Source organism: Streptomyces sp. NPDC001744 (assembly GCF_042892575.1).
Lineage (GTDB): Bacteria > Actinomycetota > Actinomycetes > Streptomycetales > Streptomycetaceae > Streptomyces.
In genome coordinates this window covers 26,615-52,163 of record NZ_JBIAUG010000011.1, presented here as the reverse complement: position 1 = coordinate 52,163, position 25,549 = coordinate 26,615, and the positions used below count along the sequence as shown (strand labels likewise).

23 protein-coding genes are annotated in these 25,549 nt (G+C 73.5%); 15 read left to right on the top strand and 8 right to left on the bottom strand.

Annotated elements, in window-relative coordinates:
• Window positions 1-52 precede the first annotated feature (52 nt).
• The 11 genes from ACFYZY_RS15375 to ACFYZY_RS15325 all read left to right on the top strand — a co-directional run bounded on the left by ACFYZY_RS15375 (window position 53) and on the right by ACFYZY_RS15325 (window position 11,359).
• Complete coding sequence (locus ACFYZY_RS15375; protein WP_388693697.1) at window positions 53-1,327, top strand: MFS transporter; 1,275 nt, start codon at window positions 53-55, stop codon at window positions 1,325-1,327.
• A 66-nt stretch (window positions 1,328-1,393) separates the two neighbouring features.
• The gene (pafA, locus tag ACFYZY_RS15370) at window positions 1,394-2,755 is read left to right on the top strand and encodes a Pup--protein ligase (RefSeq protein ID WP_388693696.1); all 1,362 of its coding nucleotides are present in this window, start codon (window positions 1,394-1,396) and stop codon (window positions 2,753-2,755) included.
• A gap of 118 nt (window positions 2,756-2,873) precedes the next feature.
• Window positions 2,874-3,821: an FKBP-type peptidyl-prolyl cis-trans isomerase gene (locus ACFYZY_RS15365; RefSeq protein ID WP_388693694.1), complete on the top strand. Its 948-nt coding sequence runs from the start codon at window positions 2,874-2,876 to the stop codon at window positions 3,819-3,821.
• Between the two features lie 50 nt (window positions 3,822-3,871).
• The gene (locus ACFYZY_RS15360; protein WP_388693692.1) at window positions 3,872-4,252 is read left to right on the top strand and encodes an FKBP-type peptidyl-prolyl cis-trans isomerase; all 381 of its coding nucleotides are present in this window, start codon (window positions 3,872-3,874) and stop codon (window positions 4,250-4,252) included.
• A gap of 154 nt (window positions 4,253-4,406) precedes the next feature.
• Window positions 4,407-5,363, top strand: a complete 957-nt coding sequence (locus ACFYZY_RS15355) for a helix-turn-helix transcriptional regulator (RefSeq protein ID WP_388693690.1) — start codon at window positions 4,407-4,409, stop codon at window positions 5,361-5,363.
• Between the two features lie 15 nt (window positions 5,364-5,378).
• Window positions 5,379-6,332 carry a helix-turn-helix transcriptional regulator gene (locus ACFYZY_RS15350; protein WP_388693689.1) on the top strand — a complete coding sequence of 318 codons (954 nt, stop codon included), beginning with the start codon at window positions 5,379-5,381 and terminating at the stop codon, window positions 6,330-6,332.
• Between the two features lie 132 nt (window positions 6,333-6,464).
• Window positions 6,465-6,719 (top strand): hypothetical protein, encoded by a 255-nt coding sequence (locus ACFYZY_RS15345; protein ID WP_388693687.1) that lies wholly within the window; start codon window positions 6,465-6,467, stop codon window positions 6,717-6,719.
• Window positions 6,720-6,751: 32 nt separating this feature from the next.
• On the top strand, window positions 6,752-6,949 hold the full coding sequence (locus ACFYZY_RS15340) for a hypothetical protein (protein ID WP_388693685.1): 198 nt from the start codon (window positions 6,752-6,754) through the stop codon (window positions 6,947-6,949).
• Window positions 6,950-7,135: 186 nt separating this feature from the next.
• A complete protein-coding gene (tatA, locus tag ACFYZY_RS15335) occupies window positions 7,136-7,432 on the top strand; it encodes a Sec-independent protein translocase subunit TatA (protein WP_388693683.1) in 297 nt (98 codons plus the stop codon).
• A 104-nt stretch (window positions 7,433-7,536) separates the two neighbouring features.
• The gene (gene tatC, locus ACFYZY_RS15330; RefSeq protein WP_388693973.1) at window positions 7,537-8,433 is read left to right on the top strand and encodes a twin-arginine translocase subunit TatC; all 897 of its coding nucleotides are present in this window, start codon (window positions 7,537-7,539) and stop codon (window positions 8,431-8,433) included.
• A gap of 97 nt (window positions 8,434-8,530) precedes the next feature.
• Window positions 8,531-11,359 (top strand): DEAD/DEAH box helicase, encoded by a 2,829-nt coding sequence (locus ACFYZY_RS15325; RefSeq protein ID WP_388693681.1) that lies wholly within the window; start codon window positions 8,531-8,533, stop codon window positions 11,357-11,359.
• 158 nt (window positions 11,360-11,517) lie between these two features.
• On the opposite strand, the gene ACFYZY_RS15320 is transcribed toward ACFYZY_RS15325, so the two are convergent.
• The gene (locus ACFYZY_RS15320; protein WP_388693679.1) at window positions 11,518-12,354 is read right to left on the bottom strand and encodes a siderophore-interacting protein; all 837 of its coding nucleotides are present in this window, start codon (window positions 12,352-12,354) and stop codon (window positions 11,518-11,520) included.
• Between the two features lie 35 nt (window positions 12,355-12,389).
• Window positions 12,390-13,343, bottom strand: a complete 954-nt coding sequence (locus ACFYZY_RS15315) for a 5'-3' exonuclease H3TH domain-containing protein (protein WP_388693971.1) — start codon at window positions 13,341-13,343, stop codon at window positions 12,390-12,392.
• A gap of 363 nt (window positions 13,344-13,706) precedes the next feature.
• On the opposite strand from ACFYZY_RS15315, the gene ACFYZY_RS15310 reads away from it, so the two are divergent.
• From ACFYZY_RS15310 to ACFYZY_RS15300, 3 genes are all read left to right on the top strand, one after another.
• On the top strand, window positions 13,707-14,822 hold the full coding sequence (locus ACFYZY_RS15310; RefSeq protein ID WP_388693677.1) for a glycine betaine/L-proline ABC transporter ATP-binding protein: 1,116 nt from the start codon (window positions 13,707-13,709) through the stop codon (window positions 14,820-14,822).
• Window positions 14,815-16,605: an ABC transporter permease/substrate binding protein gene (locus ACFYZY_RS15305; protein ID WP_388693675.1), complete on the top strand. Its 1,791-nt coding sequence runs from the start codon at window positions 14,815-14,817 to the stop codon at window positions 16,603-16,605. The genes ACFYZY_RS15310 and ACFYZY_RS15305 overlap by 8 nt, the downstream gene beginning before the upstream one ends.
• A gap of 195 nt (window positions 16,606-16,800) precedes the next feature.
• Window positions 16,801-17,352, top strand: a complete 552-nt coding sequence (locus ACFYZY_RS15300) for a helix-turn-helix domain-containing protein (RefSeq protein WP_388693674.1) — start codon at window positions 16,801-16,803, stop codon at window positions 17,350-17,352.
• 58 nt (window positions 17,353-17,410) lie between these two features.
• Here the strand turns inward: ACFYZY_RS15300 and ACFYZY_RS15295 are convergent, their stop codons facing one another.
• Window positions 17,411-18,592: a TDT family transporter gene (locus ACFYZY_RS15295; RefSeq protein WP_388693672.1), complete on the bottom strand. Its 1,182-nt coding sequence runs from the start codon at window positions 18,590-18,592 to the stop codon at window positions 17,411-17,413.
• Window positions 18,593-18,662: 70 nt separating this feature from the next.
• Between ACFYZY_RS15295 and ACFYZY_RS15290 the strand changes: the two genes are divergently transcribed.
• The gene (locus ACFYZY_RS15290) at window positions 18,663-19,760 is read left to right on the top strand and encodes a LysR family transcriptional regulator (RefSeq protein WP_388693670.1); all 1,098 of its coding nucleotides are present in this window, start codon (window positions 18,663-18,665) and stop codon (window positions 19,758-19,760) included.
• Window positions 19,761-19,797: 37 nt separating this feature from the next.
• On the opposite strand, the gene ACFYZY_RS15285 is transcribed toward ACFYZY_RS15290, so the two are convergent.
• The 5 genes from ACFYZY_RS15285 to ACFYZY_RS15265 all read right to left on the bottom strand — a co-directional run bounded on the left by ACFYZY_RS15285 (window position 19,798) and on the right by ACFYZY_RS15265 (window position 25,515).
• Entirely contained in the window at window positions 19,798-21,426 is a 1,629-nt protein-coding gene (locus ACFYZY_RS15285; protein WP_388693669.1) for an amidohydrolase, read from the bottom strand.
• Between the two features lie 113 nt (window positions 21,427-21,539).
• On the bottom strand, window positions 21,540-22,190 hold the full coding sequence (locus tag ACFYZY_RS15280) for a TetR/AcrR family transcriptional regulator (RefSeq protein WP_388693667.1): 651 nt from the start codon (window positions 22,188-22,190) through the stop codon (window positions 21,540-21,542).
• Between the two features lie 10 nt (window positions 22,191-22,200).
• Entirely contained in the window at window positions 22,201-23,025 is an 825-nt protein-coding gene (locus ACFYZY_RS15275) for a gamma-glutamyl-gamma-aminobutyrate hydrolase family protein (RefSeq protein ID WP_388693665.1), read from the bottom strand.
• Window positions 23,026-23,052: 27 nt separating this feature from the next.
• A complete protein-coding gene (eat, locus tag ACFYZY_RS15270; protein WP_388693663.1) occupies window positions 23,053-24,534 on the bottom strand; it encodes an ethanolamine permease in 1,482 nt (493 codons plus the stop codon).
• Window positions 24,535-24,786: 252 nt separating this feature from the next.
• The gene (locus ACFYZY_RS15265; protein WP_388693661.1) at window positions 24,787-25,515 is read right to left on the bottom strand and encodes a FadR/GntR family transcriptional regulator; all 729 of its coding nucleotides are present in this window, start codon (window positions 25,513-25,515) and stop codon (window positions 24,787-24,789) included.
• Between the last annotated feature and the right edge of the window lie 34 nt (window positions 25,516-25,549).

The window sequence follows — 25,549 nt, the reverse complement described above, 5'->3', positions numbered from 1 at the left end:
GACGGAAGTTATACGTAAAACCTCGGTGGGATCCGGGGTGAGGGGAGACCACATGGCCACCGGGACCACGGCGCACGGGGGCTATCTGGACATACTCCGGGCGCCGCACGCGGCCCGGCTGCTCGCCGGAACGCTCGTGGGGCGCCTGCCCAACGGCACCGGCCCCGTCGCCCTCACCCTCTTCGTCCGCGACCAGGGCGGCAGCTACACCCTCGCCGGCGGCCTCATCGCCGCCTACGGCGTCGCCACCGCCATCGGCCAGCCCCTCCTCGGCCGCGCCGTCGACCTCAAGGGCCAGCCCCGGGTCCAGCTGCCCGCCGCGGTCCTCTCCGCCCTCGGCATGGCGCTGCTCGCCCTCACCGGCATCGCCCCCCTCGCCCTGGCGTACGCGGCCGTCGTCGTCGCCGGGCTCTTCACCCCGCCCCTGGAGGGCGGGCTGCGGGCCCTGTGGCCGAGCGTCCTCGGCCGGGAGGACCGGATCCACCGCGCGTACGCCCTCGACGCGGTCGCCCAGGAGATCATGTTCACCGCGGGCCCGCTGCTGCTGACCCTCCTGGTCTCCCTGTGGTCGCCCGCCGCCGCCCTCCTCGTCATCAACGCCCTGGGCGTCCTCGGTGCCCTCGCCGTCGTCCTCTCCGAGCCCTCCCGCGCCTGGCGCTCCGCACCCCGCGAGGCCCACTGGCTGGGCGCCCTGCGCTCGCCCGGCCTCCTCGCCCTCCTCGGCTCCTTCTTCTTCGTCGGGCTCGCCCTCGGCTCCATCACCGTCGCCGCCGTCGCCTACGCCGACGACCGGAACGCCCCCGCCGTCTACGGCCGGCTGATGGCCGCCCTCGGTCTCGGCGCCCTCCTCGGCGGCGTCGCCTACGGCGCCCGGCGGTGGGCGGGAGCGCCCGAGAGACGCCTGCGCGTCCTCGTCCTGCTCCTCGCGGTCTGCTACCTGCCGCTCGTCCTCGTCCCCGGGCCCGCCGCCATGACGGGCCTCTCGGTCCTCGCCGGGGTCTTCCTGGCCCCCGCCCTCGCCTGCGCCTTCCTCGTGGTCGACCGCCACGCGCCGCGCGGCACCGTGACCGAGGCGTTCTCCTGGCTCGTCACCACCTTCGGCGTCGGTTCGGCCCTCGGCTCCGCCGTCGCCGGGCCCACCGTCGAACTCGCCGGGACCGCCTCCGGGTTCGCCGTCGCCGGAGCGGGCGGCCTCACCGCCCTCCTCGTCCTCCTCGCCACGGCCCGCGTCCTGGCCGCTCCGGCGGCCCCCGGCGACGACGCGCGACACGCCGTGGACGGGGAAGCCCCCGCCGTCGTACACACCGAAAAGAACACGCCCCGTTGAGAAAATGATCGAAACGGGAACGTCCAACCCGGTTTCAGCACAGGCCCTCAGGCGTAATGTTCAGACATGGACCGCCGCATTTTCGGGCTGGAGAACGAGTACGGCGTCACGTGCACGTTCAGGGGACAGCGCCGACTGTCTCCTGACGAAGTGGCGCGCTACCTCTTCCGCCGTGTCGTGTCATGGGGCCGCAGCAGCAATGTCTTCCTGCGGAACGGTGCCCGTCTGTACCTCGACGTGGGTTCGCATCCGGAGTACGCCACACCGGAATGCGACAACGTGACCGAACTGGTCACCCACGACAAGGCCGGCGAGCGCATTCTCGAAGGACTGCTCGTCGACGCCGAACGCCGCCTGCACGAGGAGGGAATCGCGGGCGACGTCTACCTCTTCAAGAACAACACCGACTCGGCCGGAAACTCCTACGGCTGCCACGAGAACTATCTCGTCGCCCGGCACGGGGAGTTCTCCCGGCTCGCGGACATCCTCATTCCGTTCCTCGTCACCCGGCAGCTCATCTGCGGCGCGGGGAAGGTCCTCCAGACCCCGCGGGGCGCGGTCTACTGCGTCTCCCAGCGCGCCGAGCACATCTGGGAGGGCGTCAGCTCCGCCACCACCCGTTCCCGGCCCATCATCAACACCCGGGACGAGCCGCACGCCGACGCCGAGCGCTACCGCCGGCTCCACGTCATCGTCGGCGACTCGAACATGTCCGAGACGACCATGCTGCTCAAGGTCGGCGCCACCGACCTCGTGCTCCGCATGATCGAGGCCGGCACCGTGATGCGCGACCTGACCCTGGAGAACCCCATCCGGGCGATCCGCGAGGTCAGTCACGACGTCACCGGCCAGCGCAAGGTCCGGCTCGCCAGCGGACGCGAGGCGTCCGCCCTGGAGGTGCAGCGCGAGTACTACGAGAAGGCCGTCGACTTCGTGGACCGCCGGGGCATCAGGACCGGCACCGTCGCCCAGGTCCTGGAGCTCTGGGGCCGCACGCTCGACGCGATCGAGGCCGAGGCGCTGGACCGCATCGAGACCGAGATCGACTGGGTCATGAAGTACAAGCTCATCGAGCGGTACCGGGCCAAGCACAACATGACCATGTCGAACCCGAGGGTCGCGCAGATAGACCTCGCCTACCACGACATCCACCGCCGTCGTGGGCTGTACTACCTGCTGCAGAAGAACGGGCAGGCGGCCCGCATCTGCAACGACCTGAAGATCTTCGAGGGCAAGTCGGTGCCCCCGCAGACCACACGGGCCAGGCTCCGCGGCGACTTCATCCGCCGCGCCCAGGAGCAGCGGCGGGACTTCACCGTCGACTGGGTCCACCTCAAGCTGAACGACCAGGCGCAGCGGACGGTGCTGTGCAAGGACCCCTTCCGCTCCGTCGACGAGCGGGTGGAGAAGCTGATCGCCGGAATGTAGGACCGGTGGTACGAAGCGGTGGGGCCCCGCACGTTCGGCGTGCGGGGCCCCCGGCGTCTCGGGGGCACCCCCTAGAGTGTCGGGACAACTACCGTGCCGTCTGAGATCTGAGGAACACGTGCGCCGACTTGCCGGCCTTCTCGTCGTCCCGCTGCTGCTGCTCTCCACAGCGGCGTGCGGCAGCGACACCAAGGACTCCGAATCCGCCTCCACCGCCTCGACGACGAACGGACTGCCCGCCCTCACGGCGGGACAGAAGTTCGGGGAGAAGCCCACCCTCTCCAAGGGCGAGGGCGATCCGCCCAAGGAGCTCAAGGTCAACGTCATCAGCGAGGGCAAGGGGCAGGTGACGAAGAAGGGCGACGCGCTCCAGGTGAACTACCTGGGCCAGGCCTGGGACTCCACCAAGCCCTTCGACAACAGCTTCGACCGGGGGCAGCCCTTCGACCTGACGCTGGGCGCCGGCCAGGTCATCAAGGGCTGGGACCAGGGCCTGGAGGGCCAGAAGGTCGGCAGCCGCATCGAGATCGGCATCCCGCCGGAGCTCGGCTACGGCGCGCAGGGCCAGGGCGACATCAAGCCCAACGCCACCCTCGTCTTCGTCGTGGACATCCTGAAGGCCGTCACGATCCCGAAGACCGCCGAGGGCACCGAGGTCGCGCAGGAGAACAAGGACCTGCCCAAGGTCGGGACGAACACCGACGGCAAGGCCCCCGCCCTGACGGTCCCCAAGACCGACCCCCCGGCCAAGCTGGTCTCGAACTACGTGCTCGAGGGCAAGGGCGAGGCCGTCAAGGCCACCGACACCGTCGTAGTGAACTACGTCGCCGCCCTCTGGAAGGACGGCAAGGTGTTCGACTCGACGTACACCGCGGGCAAGCCCGCCAACTTCCCGCTGCCCCAGCTCACGCTGAAGGGCCTCAAGGACGGTCTCGTCGGCAAGAAGATCGGCAGCCGCGTCCTCATCGTGGCCCCGCCGTCCGAGGCGTTCGGGGACCAGGAGAAGCAGGGGATCCCGAAGAACTCCACGCTGGTGTTCGCCGTGGACATCCTGACGAAGATGTAAGACTGTCCCGTTCGCGCAGTTCAGCAGTGTTCAGTATGAGGAGCAGTTCAGTGAGCATCGAGAAGCCCGAGGTCGACTTCCCGGGCGGCGAGCCGCCGAAGGACCTGGAGATCAAGGACGTCTGGGAGGGCGACGGCGAGGTCGCCGGCGCGGGCGACTTCGTGAAGGTCCACTACGTGGGCGTGTCCTTCGACTCCGGCGAGGAGTTCGACGCCTCCTGGAACCGCGGCGCCCCGCTCGACTTCCAGCTCGGTGTCGGCCAGGTCATCCAGGGCTGGGACCAGGGCGTCCAGGGCATGAAGGTCGGCGGCCGCCGCCAGCTGATCATCCCCGCGCACCTCGCCTACGGCGACCGCGGCGCCGGCGGCAAGATCGGTCCGGGCGAGACGCTGATCTTCGTCTGCGACCTCGTGGGCGTCACCAAGCGCTGACCCCGGACCCGGACCGGGCACGGACCCGGCCGGTGAAGGTCCTGTGGGGCCCCCGCCGTCCACGGCGGGGGCCCTCGGCTTTTGCCCCGGCACTCCGGGGCGGTACGGTCGGACGTCCGAGAAGTGGAACCGGCTGAAGAGGTGCAGGGCGTCGATGGCGATTGCCAAGTCCGAGCGGCTGATGAATCTCGCGCTGTGCCTGCTCGGGACGCGCCGCCCGCTGAGCAAGCGCGAGCTGCGCGGCTCCATCGAGGCGTACCTCGAAGCGAGCGGCGAGGACGCCTTCAACCGCATGTTCGAGCGCGACAAGGACGACCTCCGCGAGCTCGGCCTCGTCATCGAGACCGTCGAGAACCTGGAGGGCGAGACCGGCTACCTCGCCCGGCGCGACTCCAACCGGCTGCCGCCCATCACCCTCGACGCCGAGGAGGCCGCCGCGCTCGGCCTCGCCGCCAGGGTCTGGCAGCAGGCCCGCCTCGCCGGGGCCGCCAGCGGCGCCCTCCAGAAGCTCCGCGCCGCGGGCATGCCCGAGGCGGAGGACGCGTACGACGCCCACCCCAGCGCCCTCGAACCGCGCATCCCGGTGCACGAGGCCGCCTTCGAGCCCCTCATGCTGGCCTGCCGCGACCGGCGTCCCGTCGTCTTCGACTACCGCAAGGCCAACGCCGCCCGCCCCGAGACCCGCCACGTCGAGCCCTGGACCCTCGAATGCTGGCGCGGGCACTGGTACCTCGCCGGCTGGGACCGCGACCGCGGGGCCGAGCGCGTCTTCCGGCTCTCCCGGATCACCGGCAAGGTCCGCTCCCGGGCCGGCGCCTTCACCGCGCCCGTGCCCGACGTCGTCACCGTCCGGGAGACCGTCGAGAGCTGGGCCGGCGAGACCGCCACCCGCTCCGCCCGCATCCGGCTCCGCGCCGGCAGCGGCTATCCGCTGCGGGCCCGCGCCCAGTCCGTGCGGGAGGGCGCCGACGGCTGGGACGAGCTGGAGATCCCGTACGGGCACGGCCTCGACGCCTGGCTCGTCGAGTTCGGCCCCGACGTCGTCGTACTGGAACCGGCCGATCTGCGGGCCGACGTGGTGGACCGGCTGCGCGCCGTGGCCAAGGGCTGAGGGGAAGACGGACGCATGGCTGCCAACGCGATCGACCAGACGAGGCGGATGCTCTCCCTCGTCACCTACCTCCGCGAGCGTCCCGGCGCCCACGTCGCCGACGTGGCGCGCGCCTTCGGGATCACCGAGGACGAGCTGATCTCCGACCTGGACGTGCTGCCCATGTGCGGCACCAGCTTCCGGGGCGGCGACCTCCTCGACATCGACACCGACGGCGACCGGATCTGGTGGCACAACCCCGACGACGTCGCCGCCCCGCTGCGGTTGGCCGCCGACGAGGCGACCGCCCTGCTCGTCGCCGCCCGTGCCGTCGCCACCCTGCCGGGGCTCCGCGAGAGCGACCGGGAGGCCCTGCTCCGGGCCACCGCCAAGCTGGAGGCCGCGGCCGGCGAGGCGGCCGGGGCCAGCTCCCGGCTCTCGGTGACCTTCGAGTCCGAGGGCGGGGTCTTCGCCGAGGTCGACCGGGCGATCTCCGAGCGCCGCCGGCTGTGGGTGCGGTACTACTCGCCCGCGCGCGACGAGCTGACCGAGCGCGAGGTCGACCCGATCCGGCTCTTCGCCGTCGGCCACACCTACATGGAGGCGTGGTGCCGCCTCTCCGAGGCGCGCCGCACCTTCCGGCTCGACCGGGTCGCGGAGATCCGCATCCTCGACGAGCCCGCCGCTCCGCCGGAGCTGGAGCTGAGGGACCTCTCCGAAGGCCTGGTCCACCCCTCCGCCGACGACCCCGAGGTCGTGGTCGAGGTCGGTCCCGGCGGCCGCTGGGTCGCCGAGTACTACCCGCACGACCGGGCCGACGAGCTGGAGGACGGCGGACTGCGGATCACCCTGCGGACGCCGGAACCCGCCTCGCTGCGCAGGCTCGCGCTCCGGCTCGGCAGCGACGGGCGGATCGTCGCGCCGGCCGCGCTCGCCGACAGCGCCAGGACGGCGGCGGCCGCCGCGCTCGCCGCGTACGGGAGCGGGTGAGGCGCGCGGGGCGCCGCGGGGCGGACCGGTCTCCGGACCGCGGGTCCCCGTGGTCCTCCACGCGCGGGCGGGACCTTCCCGCCGGAGAAAGGCGGTGACGGCGGGGTGCCGGAGCCGGGAGAGACGAGGTGGATGTCTGTGACGCACGGTTTCGCGGCGACGGTGGCCCCGGTCCTCTTCAAGGCCGCCTGTCCCGACTGCCGTTCCCGTTGCGAACTCTCGGCGAGCGCCCTGCGCCTCGCCATCGGGGCCAGCCGCCGCACCACCTTCTACTCGTTCACCTGCCCCGAGTGCGGAAGCTCCGTCCGCAAGCCCGCCGGCGAACGCATCGTCGAACTCCTCACCGGCGGCGGCGTCCGGACGCTGCGCCTCCACACCACCGTCTGAACGACCCGCCTCCCAGCGTCTAGGCTCGTCCCATGTTCTGGCCCATGCTCGCCATCGCCCTCGGCTTCCTCGGCCTCGCCGTACTCGGCGTCCTCGCCGTCAGGGTCTTCACGGAGGTCCGGCGCCTCGGCCGCCAGGTGACCCTCACCACCCAGCGGATCACCCGGGCCGCCGAGGAGCTCGAAACGGCCGCCACCGACCTCGCCCGAACCGGCGAGACGCTCCGCTGAACCCGTGCCGTACGCTGCCGGAAGCGGCCGCGGCCGGGGACCGCGGGACGCAACCGGGAGTACGCACGGGCATTGCCCCGCGTTTACTCCTGCGGGTTACGATCGCAGACAGCGCGGTGGCCGGACGCCTGTCCGATCCGCCGGGCACGCACCCCCATGTCGCCTCGGTGAAGAAGGTAAACAGCTATGGGTAGGCTCGGCCCCACCGAGATCATTCTCATCCTCGTCGTCGTCATCCTGCTGTTCGGCGCCAAGAAGCTCCCGGACATGGCCCGCTCGCTCGGGAAGTCCGCCCGCATCCTCAAGAGCGAGGCCAAGGCGATGAAGGCGGAGGACCAGCAGAGCGCCCCCGCCGACCCCCCGCACCCCGGAACCGCCACCGGAACGCCGGACCCGACCGTCCCGCGCACCATCCAGGCCGCTCCCGGTGACGTGACCAGCGCGCGTCCCGTCGCCGAGCCGACGGACACCACCAAGCGCTGACCCGGTCCGCCGCGGCTGCCGCACCGGGCGGCGGCCGCCGCACGAGATGAGGACGTGGGTTGCTCAAGTCTGCCCGCAAGCAGGAGAAGGACCCCGAGGGACGCATGCCCCTCGTGGAGCACCTGCGCGAACTCCGCAACCGACTGGCGAAGGGTCTCCTCGCCGTCGCCGCGGTGACGATCGTGGCCCTCGTGTACAGCGAGGAGCTGATGCAGTTCCTGACCAGATCGGTGCCCACCTGCCCGAAGGACGTGGTCAGCAACGGCGGAAACTGCGCGATCGTCTCCTTCAACACGCTGATGGCCCCGTTCAGCACGACCATCCAGCTCTCCCTGACGGCGGGCCTCGTCGTCGCCAGCCCCGTCTGGCTCTACCAGCTGTGGGCCTTCGTCGCACCGGGGCTGCACAGGAACGAGAAGAAGTACACGTACGCCTTCGTCGGCGCGGCCGTCCCGCTCTTCACGGCGGGCGCCTATCTCGCGTACCTCATCCTCCCCATCAGCGTGAAGGTCCTCATCAGCCTCACGCCCGAGGGCTCCGCGAACATCCTCTCGCTCGGCGACGTCCTCGACTTCACCCTGCGCATGGTGCTCGTCTTCGGCCTCGCCTTCGAACTCCCGCTCATCCTGGTGATGCTCAACCTCACCGGTGTCCTCACCGGCCGCCGCATGGCCGGCTGGTGGCGCGGCGTGATCATGGGCGTCTTCGTCTTCGGCGCCGTCATCACCCCCACCACCGACCCCGTCGGCATGATCGCCCTGGCCGGTCCGATCACCGTCCTGTACTTCGCGGCCGTGGGCTTCTCCCTCCTCAACGACCGGCGGCGCAGGCGCAACGACCCCGACGCCGAACTCGACGACGACGAGGCGTCCGCGCTCGACCTCGTCCCCGAGGCCGTCGGAGCCGTCGAACCCGTGAACGCCTCCCGCGCCCTGCCCGAGCAGGCCACCGGGGAGCACGGCGGCGCGCACCGCCTCAACGGTTACGACGACATCACCTGATCCCGCGGGTCCCCGGATCCCGTCCGCCCCGCCCCCTCCCGGCAACGCGATAAAGGCCGCGTCACTGTCGGAGGGGGCGGGTAGGCTCGACCACAAGATGACAGAGGACCTCACACCAGCCGAGGCGTACGCGGCCGCCCGTGCCCGCAACGCCGAGCAGGCCACCGCGCTGGCCCCCTTCCGCGAGATGTACGACTTCGACCTCGACCCCTTCCAGATCGAGGCGTGCAGGGCACTCGAAGCGGGCAAGGGGGTGCTCGTCGCCGCGCCCACGGGCTCCGGCAAGACCATCGTCGGCGAGTTCGCCGTCCACCTCGCCCTCACGCAGGGCCGCAAGTGCTTCTACACGACCCCCATCAAGGCGCTGTCGAACCAGAAGTACGCCGACCTGGTCAAGCGGTACGGCGCCGGCAAGGTCGGTCTGCTCACCGGGGACAACAGCGTCAACGGCGACGCGCCGGTCGTCGTCATGACCACCGAAGTCCTCCGCAACATGCTCTACGCGGGGTCGCAGGCCCTCTCCGGCCTCGGGTACGTCGTCATGGACGAGGTGCACTACCTCTCGGACCGCTTCCGCGGTGCCGTCTGGGAGGAAGTGATCATCCACCTCCCCGAGTCCGTCACCCTCGTCTCGCTCTCCGCGACCGTCTCCAACGCCGAGGAGTTCGGCGACTGGCTGGACACCGTCCGCGGCGACACCGAGGTCATCGTCTCCGAGAGCCGCCCGGTGCCGCTCTGGCAGCACGTCCTCGCCGGGCGCCGGATGTACGACCTCTTCGAGGAGGAGACCGACCACGGGGGCCGCGGCGCCTCCCGGCGCGAGGTCAACCCCGACCTCCTCCGCCTCGCCCGCACCGAGAACACGCGCACGTACAACCCGCGCGACCGGCGGCGCGGCAAGATGGTCCGCGAGGCCGACCGCGAGCGCGAGCGCCGTCAGCGCTCCCGCATCTGGACCCCCGGCCGGCCCGAGGTCATCGACCGCCTCGACGCCGAAGGACTCCTGCCGGCCATCACCTTCATCTTCAGCCGGGCCGGCTGCGAGGCCGCCGTGCAGCAGTGCCTCCACGCCGGGCTCCGCCTCAACGACGACGAGGGCCGGCAGCGGGTCCGCGAGATCGTCGAGGAGCGCACCGCCTCCATCCCCGCCGAGGACCTCCACGTCCTCGGCTACTACGAGTGGCTGGAGGCCCTGGAGCGGGGGATCGCCGCGCACCACGCGGGCATGCTCCCCACCTTCAAGGAGGTCGTGGAGGAACTGTTCGTGCGCGGCCTGGTCAAGGCCGTCTTCGCCACCGAGACCCTCGCCCTCGGCATCAACATGCCCGCGCGGTCCGTCGTGCTGGAAAAGCTCGTCAAGTGGAACGGCGAGCAGCACGCCGACATCACCCCCGGCGAGTACACGCAGCTCACCGGGCGTGCCGGGCGCCGGGGCATCGACGTCGAGGGCCATGCCGTCGTCCTCTGGCAGCGCGGCCTCGATCCCGCCCACCTCGCGGGCCTCGCCGGCACGCGCACGTACCCGTTGCGCTCCAGCTTCAGGCCGTCGTACAACATGGCGGTCAACCTCGTCGACCAGTTCGGCAGGCACCGGTCCCGCGAACTCCTCGAGACGTCCTTCGCCCAGTTCCAGGCCGACCGCTCCGTCGTCGGGATCTCCCGCCAGGTCCAGCGGAACGAGGAGGGCCTCCAGGGCTACCGAGAGGGCATGACCTGCCACCTGGGCGACTTCGAGGAGTACGCGCGGCTGCGCCGCGACCTCAAGGACCGCGAGACCGAACTGGCCCGGCAGGGTGCCGCCCAGCGCCGTGCCCAGGCGGCCGGTTCCCTGGAGAAGCTGAAGCCCGGCGACGTCATCCACGTCCCCACCGGGAAGTTCGCCGGCCTCGCCCTCGTCCTCGACCCGGGCATCCCGGCGGGCCGCACCAACGGTCACCGGGGGTTCGAGCACCACGACGGCCCGCGTCCGCTGGTCCTCACCGCCGAGCGGCAGGTCAAGAGGCTCGCCTCCATCGACTTCCCGGTGCCGGTCGAGGCGCTGGAGCGCATGAGGATTCCCAAGACCTTCAACCCGCGCTCCCCGCAGTCCCGCCGCGACCTCGCCTCGGCGCTGCGCAGCAAGGCCGGGCACATCAACCCCGAGCGGCACCGCAAGGACCGTTCCGCAGCCGCGGACGACCGCGAGATCGCCCGGCTGCGCACCGAGATCCGCGCCCACCCCTGCCACGGGTGCGACGAGCGCGAGGACCACGCCCGCTGGGCCGAGCGCCACCACCGCCTCCAGCGGGACACCCAGCAGCTGGAGCGGCGCATCGAGGGCCGTACCAACACCATCGCCCGCACCTTCGACCGGATCGTCGCGCTCCTCACCGAGCTGGACTACCTGCGCGACGACGAGGTCACGGACGACGGCAAGCGGCTCGCCCGGCTCTACGGCGAGCTCGACCTGCTGGCGAGCGAGTGCCTCCGCGACCGCGTCTGGGAGGGGCTCACCCCGCCGGAACTCGCCGCCTGCGTCTCGGCGCTGGTGTTCGAGTCCCGTCAGGCCGACGACGCCGTGGCGCCCAAGCTGCCCACGGGCAACGCCAAGGCGGCGCTCGGTGAGATGGTCCGGATCTGGGGCCGCCTGGACGCCCTGGAGGAGGAGTTCAAGATCAACCAGGCGGAGGGGGTCGGCCAGCGCGAACCGGACCTCGGGTTCGCCTGGGCGGTCCACCAGTGGGCCTCCGACAGGAGCCTCGACGAGGTGCTGCGCGAGGCGGAGATGCCGGCCGGTGACTTCGTCCGCTGGTGCAAGCAGGTCATCGACGTCCTGGGGCAGATCGCCGCCGCCGCGCCCAAGGAGAACAGCACCGTCGCCAAGAACGCCCGCAAGGCCGTCGACTCGCTGCTGAGGGGGGTCGTCGCCTACAGCTCGGTGGGCTGACGTCCCCCTCCTCCGAGGGGTTCCGGCCGGGTGCCCGTGGTGATCACACCACGGGCACCCGGCCTTCGTGGTGCCGCGCGTCCGGTCCGGAGCGCGCCGGACGCGCGGCGGGGGCCGCCGGGTCGTCGTGACCCGGCGGCCCCCGCCCGGGGGACCGCTCAGCTCTCCTGCTCGCGCTCCACCTGGTCGTTCCACTCGCGCTTGATCGCGCGCCATGCCTCGTCCGTCTTGCCCAGCCGCCAGTAGCCCGAGATCGACAGGCGCTCGCGCGCCACGCCCCGGTCGAGCCGCAGGTCGCGGCGGAGCTCCTTCACGAAGCCCGCCTCTCCGTGGACGAAGGCGTGCACGTCGCCCGCCGGGAAGTCCAGGGCCCGGACCGCGTCGACCAGCGCCTCGCCCACCGGGCGGTCGCCCCGGTGCAGCCAGGTGACCCCGACGCCGGGCCCGGCCGTCAGCTTCTGCTCCTCCGCCGCGTCCGCGACCTCCAGGAAGACGTGCGCCCGCGCCCCGGAGGGGAGCCGTTCGAGGGACGCCGCGACGGCCGGCAGCGCGCTCTCGTCCCCCACGAACAGGTGCCAGTCGGCCGCGGCGTCCGGCGCGTAGCCGCCGCCGGGGCCCAGGAACCGCACCGTCTCGCCCACCCGGGCGCGCGCCGCCCAGGGCCCGGCCAGGCCCTCGTCGCCGTGGACCACGAAGTCGACGGTCAGCTCGCGCCGGTCCGGGTCCCAGGCCCGTACCGTGTACGTCCGCGTCGTCGGCCACTGCTCCCGGGGGTACTCCTTCCGGATCCGCTCGATGTCGAACGGCTCCGGGTAGGCGACCCCCTCCGGGGCGAAGAGCAGCTTCACGTAGTGGTCGGTGTACTCGCGGGCGTCGAACCCGTCGAGCCCCGGGCCGCCGAGGACGATCCGCACCATGTGCGGGGTGATCCGTTCCGTGTGCACCACGCGCGCTTCGGTGGCCCTCGGTGCCTTGCGGGCCGGCTGCTCTGCCACGACGGACTCTCCTGACTCTGTGTACTTAGGTATGCCTAAGCTAGCACTTCGCCGTGCGGACGGCCGGGCGCGGACCGTCCGGCCCGTTCCTCCAGGACCGGCAGCAGCCGCCCGACGGCCCCGGCCAGGCCCCACCGCTTCACCAGCGCGTCCAGGGCCGCCGGGTCGCGCGGCGCCGGAGGCAGGGCCGGGTCGAACTCCGGCAGGGGCACGTCGGTGGCGACCCGCACCACCTTCGGCGCCACGTCCAGGTACGCCGCCGCCTCCAGGATTCCGCGCCGCTTGGCGGGCGTCAGCCCCGACGCCGGGTCCTCCGCCGCCGCCCGCACCCCCGCCAGGTCGCCGTACTCCGTGACGAGCTGGGCCGCCGTCTTCTCCCCGATGCCCTTCACGCCGGGCAGGCCGTCGCTGGCGTCCCCGCGCAGCGCCGCGAAGTCCGCGTACCGGTCGGGGCGCACCCCGTACTTCGCGCGGATCAGCTCCCCGTCCACCAGGTCGCAGTCGCCCACGCCCTTGCGCGGGTACAGCACCCGCACCCCCCGCGCGTCGTCCACCAGCTGGAACAGGTCCCGGTCGCCCGTGACGACGTCCACCGGGCCCCGGGCCCGCACCGCCAGCGTCCCGATCACGTCGTCCGCCTCGTAACCGGCCGCCCCGACCCGTGCGACGCCGAGGGCCGCGAGGACCTCCTCGATCACCGGCACCTGCGGGGACAGCGTGTCCGGGACCTCCTCCCGGTCCGGTCCCGTCTCCGTCTCCGCGGCCACCCGGTGCGCCTTGTACGACGGGATCAGGTCCACCCGCCACCGCGGTCGCCAGTCCTCGTCCCAGCAGGCCACCAGGTCGTCCGGACGGTGGTCCCGGACGAGCCGGCCGATGAAGTCGAGGAGTCCGCGCACGGCGTTCACCGGAGTGCCGTCGGGGGCCCGGACGGAGTCCGGCACGCCGAAGTACGCGCGGAAGTAGAGGCTGGCGGTGTCGAGGAGCATCAAACGTCGCGTCACCCGGCCGAGTCTAGGGCGCGGCCGGGCGGCGGAGGGGCCGCGCCGGGCTCCGGTCCGGACCGGTCGGGCGGCCTCGGAGTCCGGCGCGGGGCCGCTCGGAGGCGGGCCCCGCCGGGCCCCGGCGGGCGGGGGCGGCCCGGCCGGGTCTCCGGACACCGCCCGTGACCTGGGTCACCTTCGCGTTTGCGTCGCCGGGTCCCGGGCATGGGCGTGCCCGGAGCGGACCCGGTACGGATTTCAACCAAAGGAACACCGTGCGTGACGGGACGCGGGCCGATCCCGCCCGCTCCACGGTCCGGCCTCGCGGGGGTGGCGGGACCGTTCTTCATCGCTACCCGTGAGGTGTATGTGTCCAGGCTCCAGGCCGACCACCTGTACAAGGTGTTCGGCAGACGACCCGACGAAGCCGTCCGGAGGCTCGCCAACGGCGCCGACCGAGAGGAGCTGCGCGCCGAAGGGACGACGGCGGCCGTCATCGACGCCGGATTCGTCGTCGAACCCGGCCAGATCTTCGTCGTGATGGGCCTGTCCGGCTCCGGGAAGTCCACCCTCCTGCGCATGCTCAACGGCCTGCTCGAACCCACCGCGGGCCGGGTCCTCTTCGACGGCGACGACCTCACCGCGCTCTCCCCCCGCGAGCTCCGCGCCGTCCGCTCCCGCCGGATCAGCATGGTCTTCCAGCACTTCGCGCTCTTCCCGCACCGCAACGTCCTGGAGAACGCCGCCTACGGCCTGGAGGTGCAGGGCGTGGCCCGCGCCGAACGCGAGACCCGCGCCACCGAGGCCCTCGAACTGTGCGGCCTCGCCGGCTGGGAGAAGTCCTGGCCCGACGAACTCTCCGGCGGCATGCAGCAGCGCGTCGGCCTCGCCCGCGCGCTCGCCACCGACGCCGACCTGCTCCTCATGGACGAGTCCTTCAGCGCCCTCGACCCGCTGATCCGCCGCGACATGCAGGACCAGCTCCTCGTCCTCCAGCAGCGGCTGAAGAAGACCATCGTCTTCATCACCCACGACCTCAACGAGGCCATGCGGCTCGGCGACCGGATCGCGGTCATGCGCGACGGCGGGATCGTCCAGCTCGGCACCGCCGAGGACATCCTGGTCCGGCCGGCCGACGACTACGTCGCCTCCTTCATCCAGGACGTCGACCGCTCCCGGGTGCTCACCGCCTCCTCCGTCATGACGCGGGGCACGGCGGCCGACTGCCCCGACGGCTGCGCCTGCCGGGCCGTGGGACCCGACACGCTCGTGGCCGACCTGTGCGCCGTCGCCGCCCTCGCCCCGCACCCCGTGACCGTGGAGGACGCCGACGGCAGGGTCCTCGGAGTCGTACCCCCGGAGCGCCTGCTCGGCGTCATGGGCGGACTCGGCGCGGACGCCGGCACGGCGGACGGGACCGGCGGGAAGGGCATCCCGAACGCGCGGAAGCCCCGGAACGCCCAAGGGGTGACCGCCGGTGCCTAGGCTTCCCCTCGGCCGGTGGGTCGACACCTCCGTCGACTGGCTCCAGGCCCGGCTCTCCTGGCTCTTCGACGCCGTCAGTGCCGGCGTCACCGGTCTCTACGACGGCATCGACGCCGTCCTGTCCGCGCCCCAGCCGCTGCTGTTCGCGGGCATCCTCGCCGTGGTCGCCTGGTGGCTGCGCGGTTTCGCCGCCGGCGTCCTCGCCTTCGCGGGCTTCGCGCTGGTCGACTCCGTCGAGCTGTGGGACGAGGCCATGGCGACGCTCTCCCTCGTCCTCGTCGCCACCCTGGTCACCCTGGTGATCGCCGTGCCGCTCGGCATCTGGGCGGCCCGTTCGAAGAGCGCCAGCGCCGTCATGCGGCCGGTCCTGGACTTCATGCAGACCATGCCGGCCATGGTCTACCTGATCCCCGGCATCATCTTCTTCGGCGTCGGCGTGGTCCCCGGCATCATCGCCACCATCGTCTTCGCGCTGCCCCCGGGCGTCCGGATGACCGAACTCGGCATCCGCCAGGTCGACGGCGAACTCGTCGAGGCCGCCGAGGCGTTCGGCACCACCCCGCGCGACACCCTGCTGCGCGTGCAGTTCCCGCTCGCCCTCCCGACGATCATGGCCGGCGTCAACCAGGTCATCATGCTCGGCCTCTCCATGGTCGTCATCGCCGGCATGGTCGGCGGCGGCGGGCTCGGCGGCGCCGTCTACCGCGCCATCGGCAACGTCGACATCGGCCTCGGCTTCGAGGCCGGCGTCTCCATCGTCGTCCTCGCCATGTACCTCGACCGGATGACCGGCGCGCTCGGCCGCCAGGTCTCCCCGCTGGGCCGCCGTGCCGCCGCCAAGGCGCGCGCCGCGAGCGCCGGGCGGACCGGAGCGAAGCTCTGGGCCCACCGGCCGCAGCCCGTCACCGCCCTCGTCGGCGTGGTCGTCCTCGCCCTCGTCGCCGGAGGCACCGGCCTCCTCGGCGGGTCCGGCACCTCCTCCGCCGGGAGCAACGGCAAGAAGGTCAGCGTCGGCTACATCCCCTGGGACGAGGGCATCGCCTCCACCTACCTGTGGAAGGAACTCCTGGAACGGCGCGGCTACGAGGTCGAGACCAAGCAGCTGGAGGCCGGCGCCCTCTACACCGGCCTGGCCGGCGGGCAGCTCGACTTCCAGACCGACGCCTGGCTCCCCGTCACCCACGCCCAGTACTGGGAGAAGTACAGGAACGAGCTGGAGGACCTCGGCTCCTGGTACGGCCCCACCTCCCTGGAACTCTCCGTCCCCTCGTACGTGAAGGGCGTCGACTCCCTCGCCGACCTCAAGGGCAGGGCCGGGCAGTTCAAGGGCCGCATCGTCGGCATCGAGCCCAGCGCCGGGATGATGGGCATCCTCAAGGACAAGGTCCTGAAGGAGTACGGCCTGGAGGGCGAGTACAAGGTCGTCGACGGCTCCACCCCCGGCATGCTCGCCGAGCTCAAGCGCGCGTACGAGCGCAAGGAGCCCGTCGCCGTGACGCTCTGGTCGCCGCACTGGGCCTACTCCGCCCACGACCTGAAGAAGCTGAAGGACCCCAAGGGGGCCTGGGGCAAGGGCGACGGCGTCCACACCCTCGCCCGTAAGGGTTTCACCGAGGAGAACCCCGAGGTCGGCGCCTGGCTGAAGGGCTTCGAGCTGTCCGAGAAGCAGCTCACGGACCTCGAGGCCGTCATCCAGGAGACCGGCAAGGGCAAGGAGCAGCAGGCCGTCCGCGTCTGGCTCGACCGGAACCCCGGCCTCGCGGAGAAGCTCACCCCGCGGTAGGGCGGGGGCCGGAAGAGCCGTCCGCCCGGCGGGGCCGGAACGGTTCCCGTCCGAAAAGGGGAGGTCGCCGAGCGTGTCCGGCGGCCTCCCCTTTTTCGGTACGACGCGAAACCCCGCGCGAAAGCTGCGTAAGGTTCAGGTAACCGACCGGTACGAGGATCGCGACGGGCACGAGGCGCGAGGGAGGGAGCCGACATGGACGAGAAGGAATCGCCCCGCGTGGGCGCGGCCGTCAAGAGGCGCCGCCGGGCGCTCCAGCTCACCCTGGCCGTCGTGGCCTCCCGCAGCGGGCTCTCCGTGCCCTTCCTCAGCCAGGTCGAGAACGACCGGGCCCGCCCCAGCCGCCGCTCCCTCGAACTCGTCGCCGAGGCCCTGGAGACCACGGCCGGGGACCTCCTCGCCGCGGCCGAGGCGTCCCGCGCCGTCGACGTCGTCCGGTCCGGCGAGCGCTCCCCGGACCTGCCCGCGGGCGTCCGGTCGCTCGTCCGGGGCCGTCACCAGCTGCACGCCCTGGAGTTCACCGGCGAACAGGACGCGGGGCGCGAGTTCCAGCACCGCAACGACGAACTGCTCTACGTCGCGGACGGCGCCGCCGAGGTCGAGGCCGAGGGCCGCGCCCACCGCCTCTACCGGGGGGACAGCCTCTACCTCTCCGGCGGGGTGCGGCACCGCTGGCGCGCCACCGAGCCCGGCACCCGGCTCCTGGTCGTGGCCGTCGCGGAACACGTGGAGGCCGAGGAGGAGTGAGGGGCGGGGCCTCCGGGCCCTCCCCGGGGCCGCCGCCACTTCGTGGAGGGCCGCCCGGTCACCCGGTACGGACCGCCGCCGGCCTGGCCCCGGAAGGCGTCGCCCCCGGTTCCACCAGCAGCGTTCCGCCGACGAGCCCGCGCAGGGTGTGCCACCCCGCGCCCAGCCAGGCCGCCACGAGGAGCGCGTACAGGCCGACCGCGAGCCACCGGAAGACGGAGAGGCCGGTGTGGGCGGCCAGCCCCTCGGCACCGGTCACACAGGTCCCGACCGGGAAGGTGAACGCCCAGAACGCCATCGTGAAGCCCATGCCCCGGCGCCGCGCCCGCAGCACCATCGCCCCGGCGAGCGCCAGCCACAGCAGGGCGAAGCCCATGACGGGCACCCCGTAGAGCACGGCGAAGGCGGCGAAGCCGCGCGCGTACGGACCGGGCAGCACGCCCGGGGCCGCGTCGGCGAACTTGGCCGCGGCGGTCGTGGACTGGCCGAGCGGGCCCAGGACCAGGAAGAGCGTGGGCGTGAGCGCCAGGGGCGGGGGACCGCCGGTGACGAGCCGCCCGAAGACCAGGGGCAGGACGACCAGGGTGGCGAGCAGGCTGACGCCGAACAGCGCGTGGCAGGCGAGCAGGAGCGTCTGCCGCGGCTGGCCGGCGGGCAGGTGGGGTACGAGCAGCGGGCCGAGCGCGGCGGACACCATGGGGGCGACGAGCGGCAGCAGCCACACCGGGGACGCGCCCTCGATCCGGTGGTGCACCACCATGAGGTACGGGACGGCCACGGCCACCACCAGGCCGGCCGCCGTGCCGGCGGTGAACAGCACGGCGTCGAGCGCGACGGCGGCCGGGAGCCCCGTCCAGTCCCGGCCCACCACCATCGCCCCGCCGCCGACCGCGAGCAGCGCCATCGGGAGGCAGCCGTGGAACGGCGCCACCGCCGGGTCCAGGAGGTGGGCGCGGGCCCGGTCGCGGTGGCGGAGCCAGTGCAGCGCGCGGGCCGGGAGCAGGACGAGCAGCATCGCGAGCGACAGGGCCCAGACGGCCGCGCAGACGGTACGGAGCCCGGGGACGCCGACCGGCAGGGCGGCGCCCGCCGTGGCGACGATCGCCGTGCCCATCACGGAGGCGTACCAGTTCGGCCCGAGGTGGCGGACGGAACGGGTCCGGGGGGACGGCCGCGCGCCGGGGGTGGTGGCGCGGGGGAGCGGGCCGGGGCCCGGGAGGGGTGGTGCGACGCTTGCCATGGCTCCACCGTCGTCCCCTTCCTCCGTCCTGACCAGGGATCATGCGGCTATGACGTCATAAGCTGGGTTGATGAGCAGGGAGACGCAGGGTGGTGGGAACCGTGACGGCGGGACGCGGGAAGGCGGAGTCTCCGGGGCCGGTGCCGCCGTCGGGGCGGCGTGGGACGGCGGTGCCGCGGCCGGTGGTCCCGTGACCGGCGGTGCCGCGGCCGGTGATGTCGTGACCGGCGGTGCCGGCCGTGGCGACGGGGTCCGGCCCGCCCTCTCCCACCGCGTCCCCGACCTGGGCGCGCTCGAACTGCTGCTCGCCGTGGCCCGGCACGGAAGCCTCGGCGCCGCCGCCCGGGAGGTCGGGATCACCCAGCCCGCCGCGAGCAGCCGCGTCCGCTCCATGGAACGGCAGCTCGGGGTGGCGCTGGTCGACCGCTCCCCGCGCGGCTCCCGGCTCACCGACGCGGGCGCGCTCGTCACGGACTGGGCGCGGCGGATCGTCGAGGCGGCGGAGGCGTTCGACGCGGGGGCGCAGGCCCTGCGCGGGCGGCGCGACTCGCGGCTGCGGGTGGCCGCGTCCATGACGATCGCCGAGTACCTGCTGCCGGGCTGGCTGATCGCCCTGCGCGCCGCACGCCCGGACACCGCCGTGTCGCTCCAGGCGGGCAACTCGGCGGCCGTCGCGGAACGCCTCTCCACGGGCGAGGCGGACGTGGGCTTCGTGGAGGGCCTGGCCGTGCCGGACGGCCTGGACGGGGTGGTCGTCGCGCACGACCGGCTGGCGGTCGTCGTCGCCCCCTCGCACCCGTGGACCCGCCGACGCGCCCCGCTGGACCCGGCGGAGCTGGCCGCGACCCCGCTGATCCTGCGGGAGCGGGGCTCCGGCACCCGCCAGGTCCTGGACGCGGCGCTCTCCGCCCACGGCGGCCTCGCGCGGCCCCTCCTCGAACTCGCCTCGACGACCGCCGTGAAGGCCGCCGTCGTCAGCGGCGCCGGACCGGCCGTCCTCAGCGAACTCGCGATCACCGAGGAGCTGGCCTCCCGCCGTCTGGTCGCCGTCCCCGTCGAGGGGGTGCTGCTGCGCCGGGACCTCCGCGCGGTCTGGCCCGCGGGCCACCGTCCCGCGGGCCCGGCCCGCGACCTGCTCTCCCTGACCCGCGCCCGCCCCGCGGGCTGACGCGGGCCGACACGGGCGGAGTCCGGCGGCCTACGGCTCAGACGTGGGCCGCGCGGTGGGTGATCCGGCCGTCCAGGACCGTCAGCAGGACCGGCAGGTCCGGCAGGTCGGTCGCGGACGTGGTGAGCGGGTCCTCCGCGAAGACGGCGAGGTCGGCACGGTGGCCGAGGGCGATCCGGCCCGCCCCGCGCTCCTCGCCCGCCGCGTACGCCGGGGCCGTCGTCAGGCCCCGCAGCGCCTCCAGCGGCGTCAGCGCCTGCTCCGGGCCGTGCGGGGCCTGGGTGAGGTCGCGGCTCGGGCGCCGGTGCCGGGCCCCCGCCATCACGCCGAGCGGCGGGAACGGCGCGATCGGCCAGTCCGAACCGAGGACCACGGTCGCCCCGGAGTCCACCAGGTCCCGGCAGCGCCAGGCGCGGGAGGCGCGCTCCTCGCCGAGGCGGCGGGACCAGTTGTCGGTGTGGTCGGCGCGGGTGAAGTCGCAACAGTGGGTGGGCTGCATGGAGGCGACGACGCCCAGCTCCGCGAAGCGGCCCAGCGTGTCGTCCGGGACGGTCTCGATGTGCTCGACCCGGTGCCGTACCCCGGCGCCGCCCGTGGCGCGCGCCTTCTCGACGGCGTCCAGGACGTGCCGGACGGCCGCGTCGCCGATGGCGTGGGTCGCGGTGGCCACGCCCGCCCGGTGCAGATCCCCGACGATCCGGGTGTACGCCTCGGGGTCCGGCCAGAAGGCGTGCGTGGACTCGCCGTGGCAGTCGGGACGCTCCAGCCAGGCGGTGCCGTTGTCGATGGTCCCGTCCATGAAGAGCTTCACGCCGGCCACCCGCCACAGCGCCCCGCCGGTGCCCTGCCGCTCGATCAGCTCGCGTACGCCGTCGGCGTCCGTGCCGGGCTGGCACCAGGGCGCCACCCGGAGGCGCAGCGGCAGTTCGCCGGCCGCGTCCAGCTCCTCGTACAGGGCGAGGCTGTCGCCGTTGGCGTCCATGGCGTGGCCGCCGGTCAGACCCGTGGCGGCCATGGCGCGCAGCGCGTCCGCGAGGCGCCGCCGGCTCTCCTCGCGCGTCGGCCGGGGGGCGACCCGCTCGACCAGCTCGCAGGCGGCGTCCTCCTGGAGGAGGCCGGTCGGGCGTCCGTCGGCGTCGCAGACGACCTCGGCGGACGCCTGGTCGAAGGTGCGCGGGCCGTCGACCCCGGCGAGTTCGAGGGCCCGGCGGCTGGCCAGGGCCGAGTGGGCGTCGAAGAGCAGCAGGAAGGCGGGCACCCCGTCGAGGACGGAGTCGAAGGGCGCGGTGCCCACGGGGTGGCCACCGAAGACGTTCGGGTCGAGGCCCCAGCCGAACAGCCACGCCCCGCGCTCCAGGGTCCGCACCTCGCGGGCGAGGGCCTCGCGCACGTCGTCGAGGTCGGAGCAGTACGACAGGTCGAGGCCGTGGGTCAGTTCGGCGCCGGTGACCGGGTGCACGTGGCCGTCGACGAGGCCGGGGGTGACGACGGCCCCCCCGAGGTCCACGACGGTGGTGGCCGGCCCGGCGAGGGCGCGGATCTCGCGGTCGTCGCCCAGGGCCGCGATCCGGCCCTCGTCGGAGACGGCGAGCGCGGTCTCCGGCAGGAACGTCCCCGTGCCGGGGTCGAGGAGACGGGCGGAGAGCAGGACGAGACGGGTGCGCACGGGTGACTCCAGGAAAGGGGTGCGGGAGGGGGCGGACGGGAGGGTGGAAGGTACCGGCCGGGGGCCCGGCGGGTGGGACGGCGCGGGCCGGCCCCGGAGGGCGGCGGCGCGGGTCAGGAGGGTTCGGTGAGCGGCGGGGCGTCGGTCAGCGCGCCGTGGGGCAGGCCGAGTTCGCGTTCCGCCGTGGTGACGGCCATGCGGGACACGACGTCCGGGCGGTTGCCGCGGTCGGTGTTGGCGTGGGCGCCGAGGCCGTCGAGGACCACCAGGATCTGGATGGCCGTCGCGCGCGGGTCGTCCGTCCGGAACTCGCCCCGCTCGACGCCCTCGCGGACGAGTCCTTCGAGGCGGTCGTCGGAGGCGAGTTCCTGCTCGGCGACCCGGTCGCGCAGGAGGGGCCGGTAGCGGCTGAGGTGCCGGGCGTTGATCCACAGGCGGCTGATGTCGTCGTACGCCTCTCCGGCGGAGAGGGCGAAGTAGCGCGCGAGGTACTGCGTGGGGGTCCCGTGCGGCCGCTCGGCGGGCAGCAGCGCGTCCAGCTCACCGGCGGAGGCCACGCCGAACGCCTCGGCCACCAGCTCCTCCGCGGAGGGGAAGTAGTGGCTGATCAGGCCCGGTCGCACGGCCAGCTCGTCGGCGATCCGCCGCAGGGTGACGCACTCGAGCCCCTCGGTCAGGGCGACCCGGGCCGCGGTCCCCACGATCTCCGCCCTCCGGGCCTCCGGAGTTTTCCGGACGCGCTTGCGCTGGACGTTCGACGACATGACCGGGATGTTATTGAGTGCTCGACCAATAAGCAACAGGGGAGGGCGACGGGCTCTCGGCGGACCCGCCCCTTCCCCCGACCCGCAGGGGCCTCCCCGTCTCCCTCCACCCCGGGACCCGCACCGCCCGCGCGGCCGCCCGGCCCCCTCGGGCGCGTTCCGCCGCCGCCTCGACGAGCCCCCGCATCACCCGCGGGTCCTCGCCCATCTCCGGGTGCCACTGCACGCCGAGGGCCCAGGCCGGGGCGGCCAGCTCCACCGCCTCCACCGTGCCGTCCTCCGCGTGGGCCGAGGCCGCGAGCCCCGCGCCCAGCCGGTCCACGGCCTGGTGGTGGTAGGTCGGCACCTCGGCCGGTCCGGGCACCAGGGAGGCGCAGAGCGAACCCGGCACCGGTGTGACCGCGTGCCGGCCGACCACCCCGACCGCCTCCACGTGACCGTCCAGGTGCTGGACCAGCGTCCCGCCGAGCGCCACGTTCAGGAGCTGCATCCCCCGGCAGATGCCGAGGAGCGGGGTGCCGGAGGCGAGGGCGGCGTCGATCAGGGCCAGCTCCCAGGAGTCCCGCTCCCCGGCCGGCGGTCCGGTACGGGGGTCGCGCCCGGCCCCGTACCGCGCGGGATCGACGTCCGCGCCGCCCGCGACGACCAGGCCGTCGATCCGGGCCACGACCGCCGCGGCGGCGGCCGGCCCGTCCGGCGGCAGCATCACCGCCAGCCCCCCGCTCTCCCGGACCAGCCGGGGGTACGGGGCGGGGAGCAGGGCGGCCTCCATGTCCCACACCCCCCAGCGGGCCCGGTCCAGATAGGTGGTCACGCCGATGAGCGGTGCGGACACGGGAACTCCTCCGGGAAGGTCGGGACGTCAGTCGCGTTCGAGCTCGGCCTCGGCCTCGGCGAGCGCCGCGAACTCCTCCTCCGGCGCCCTGGCCACCAGGCGGTGCCGACTGTAGAACGCGAAGTGGGCGAGGGCGACCGCGTACACCCCGAGCGCCGTGAACGCCGCCACCCGGTCCACCAGGAAGGTCGCGACCAGGGCCGAGAGGGCCAGGACGAAGGCCACCGACGAGGTCACGGTCCCGCCGGGCGTGCGGTACGGGCGGTGCAGCTCCGGCTCGCGGCGGCGCAGCACGAGGTGGGAGAGGGCCATCAGGGCGTACGAGATGGTGGCGCCGAAGACCGCGACGTTCAGCATCCGGGCTCCGTCGCCCGTCCCGACGGCGAGGGCGAAGCCGATCGCGCCCGGGACGAGCAGGCCCAGGTAGGGCGCCTTGCGACGGCTGGTCAGGGAGAGGAAGCGGGGCAGGTAACCCGCCCGCGAGAGGGCGAAGAGCTGGCGCGAACCGGCGTAGATGAGGGAGAAGAAGGAGGCGACCAGACCGGCGAGGCCCGCGTAGTTCACGAACCGGCTGAGCGCCGTCGGTCCCCCGTCGCCCTGGAGCGCCACGACCAGCGGGTTCCCGGCCTCCTGGACGGCCGCCGCGCCGCGCGCGCCGGTGGCGGCCAGGAAGGTCATGACGGCGAGCAGCACCAGGACGCCCAGGGAGACCGCCAGCGCCCTCGGCATCGACCTGACCGGGTCCTTCGCCTCCTCGGCGGCCAGCGGCACCCCCTCGACCCCCAGGAAGAACCACATGCCGAAGGGGAACGCCGCCCAGATCCCGAGCAGGCCGAACGGCAGCCAGGAGCTGGACCCGAAGGCGTCGCCGTCCACCGGGATGTCGTTCAGGCCGTCCACCCGGAACTCGGTGAACGCGCCGACCGCGAAGACGATCAGGGCGGCGACCGCGACCGCCGTCACGACCAGGCTGAAGCGCAGCGCCTCGCCCACGCCCCACAGGTGGATGCCGATGAAGAGGGCGAAGCAGACCAGCTGGACCGGCCAGCCGGACTCCAGGCCGAAGAGCCCCAGGGACTCCACGTAGTCGCCGATGAAGAGGGAGATCGCGGCGGGGGCGAGGACGTACTCGATGAGGATCGCGGTGCCGGTGAGGAAGCCGCCCCAGGTGCCGAGCGCGCGGCGGGCGAAACCGTAACCGCCGCCCGCCGTGGGGAGGATGGCGGAGAGTTCGGCGAGCGCGAAGACCAGACAGGCGTACATCGTGCCCATCAGGACGGTGGCGACGGCGAGACCGCCGAAGCCGCCCTTCGACAGGCCGATGTTCCAGCCGGAGTAGTCGCCGGAGACCACGTAGGCCACGCCGAGCCCGGTGAGCAGCAGCCAGCCGGCGCTGCCGCGGCGCAGCGCGCGGCGCCGCAGGTAGTCGTCCTCCGGCGGGACGCCGCCTCCGGAGGCGCCCCCGGGCGTGCTTCCCGACGTGTCTCCGGACGTGTCTTCGAGCGTCATGGCAGCGTCAGCTCCCCGCAACGGGCCCAATGGAACGAGGCCATACCTTTGCGCCGGCCGCCGGGGGAGCGCAACCCCCGTGCGCCACTTTCGGGCCGGCGGTCGCGGCCTCGTGGGTCACGGGCTCGCGGGGCGCGGGCCGCGATCCGTGCGGGCGTACTTCCCGGCCGGGGCGGGGCGGGCCGGTACGGGTGCCGGCCCCGCCGGAGCGGCGCGGGCGCTCCGGCCGTCGGAACGGCGCGGGCGTCCGCCTCACGTCAGGAAGCCCCGCAGCAGCGCCGCCGTCCCCCCGCAGTGCTCCCGCATCACTTCGCGCGCCGCGTCCGCGTCCCCGTCCAGGACCGCCTCCACGAGCGCGGTGTGCTGGTGCTGGGAGTGCTCCAGGTTCCGTACGAGCAGCGGGATGCAGTCCAGCAGGTCGTTCACCGTCGCCCGGACGCCCGCGTACTGGGCCGTCAGCGTCGGCGAACCGGAGAGCTCGGCGAGCGTGAGGTGGAGCAGGCTGTCCCGGCGCCGGTAGTCGTCGAGCGGGGCGTCGTGGGTTGCCGCGAGGGCGGAGCGCAGCCGCCCGGCGCCCGCCGCGTCCAGGCCGTGGGCCGCGCACAGTCCGGCGGCCCCCACCTCGAGCACCTCGCGGAAGCGCAGGGTGTCCTCCACGTCGACCGAGGCGATCCGGCGGCGCAGCTCGTCCTCGCCGGCCCGCCGGGGCCGGGGCAGGACGAACGTCCCGCCGTAGCGGCCGCGCCTGCTCTCCACGAGCCCCTGCTCCTGGAGCACCTTGAGGACCTCGCGCAGGGTCACCCGGCTGATCCCCATCCGGTCGGCCAGCTCCCGTTCGGCGGGCAACCGCTCCCCGTCCGGCACCAGGCCGAGCCGTATCACCTGGAGGATCTGCTCCAGGGCCTCCTCGAACCCGTTGCCCGCCCGCACCGGCCGCAGCACGGGCGTCAGCCGGTCCGCCGATCCACTCGTACCGGCCACGTCCCCGTTCCCCTTCTCCGACACTTCCCGAACA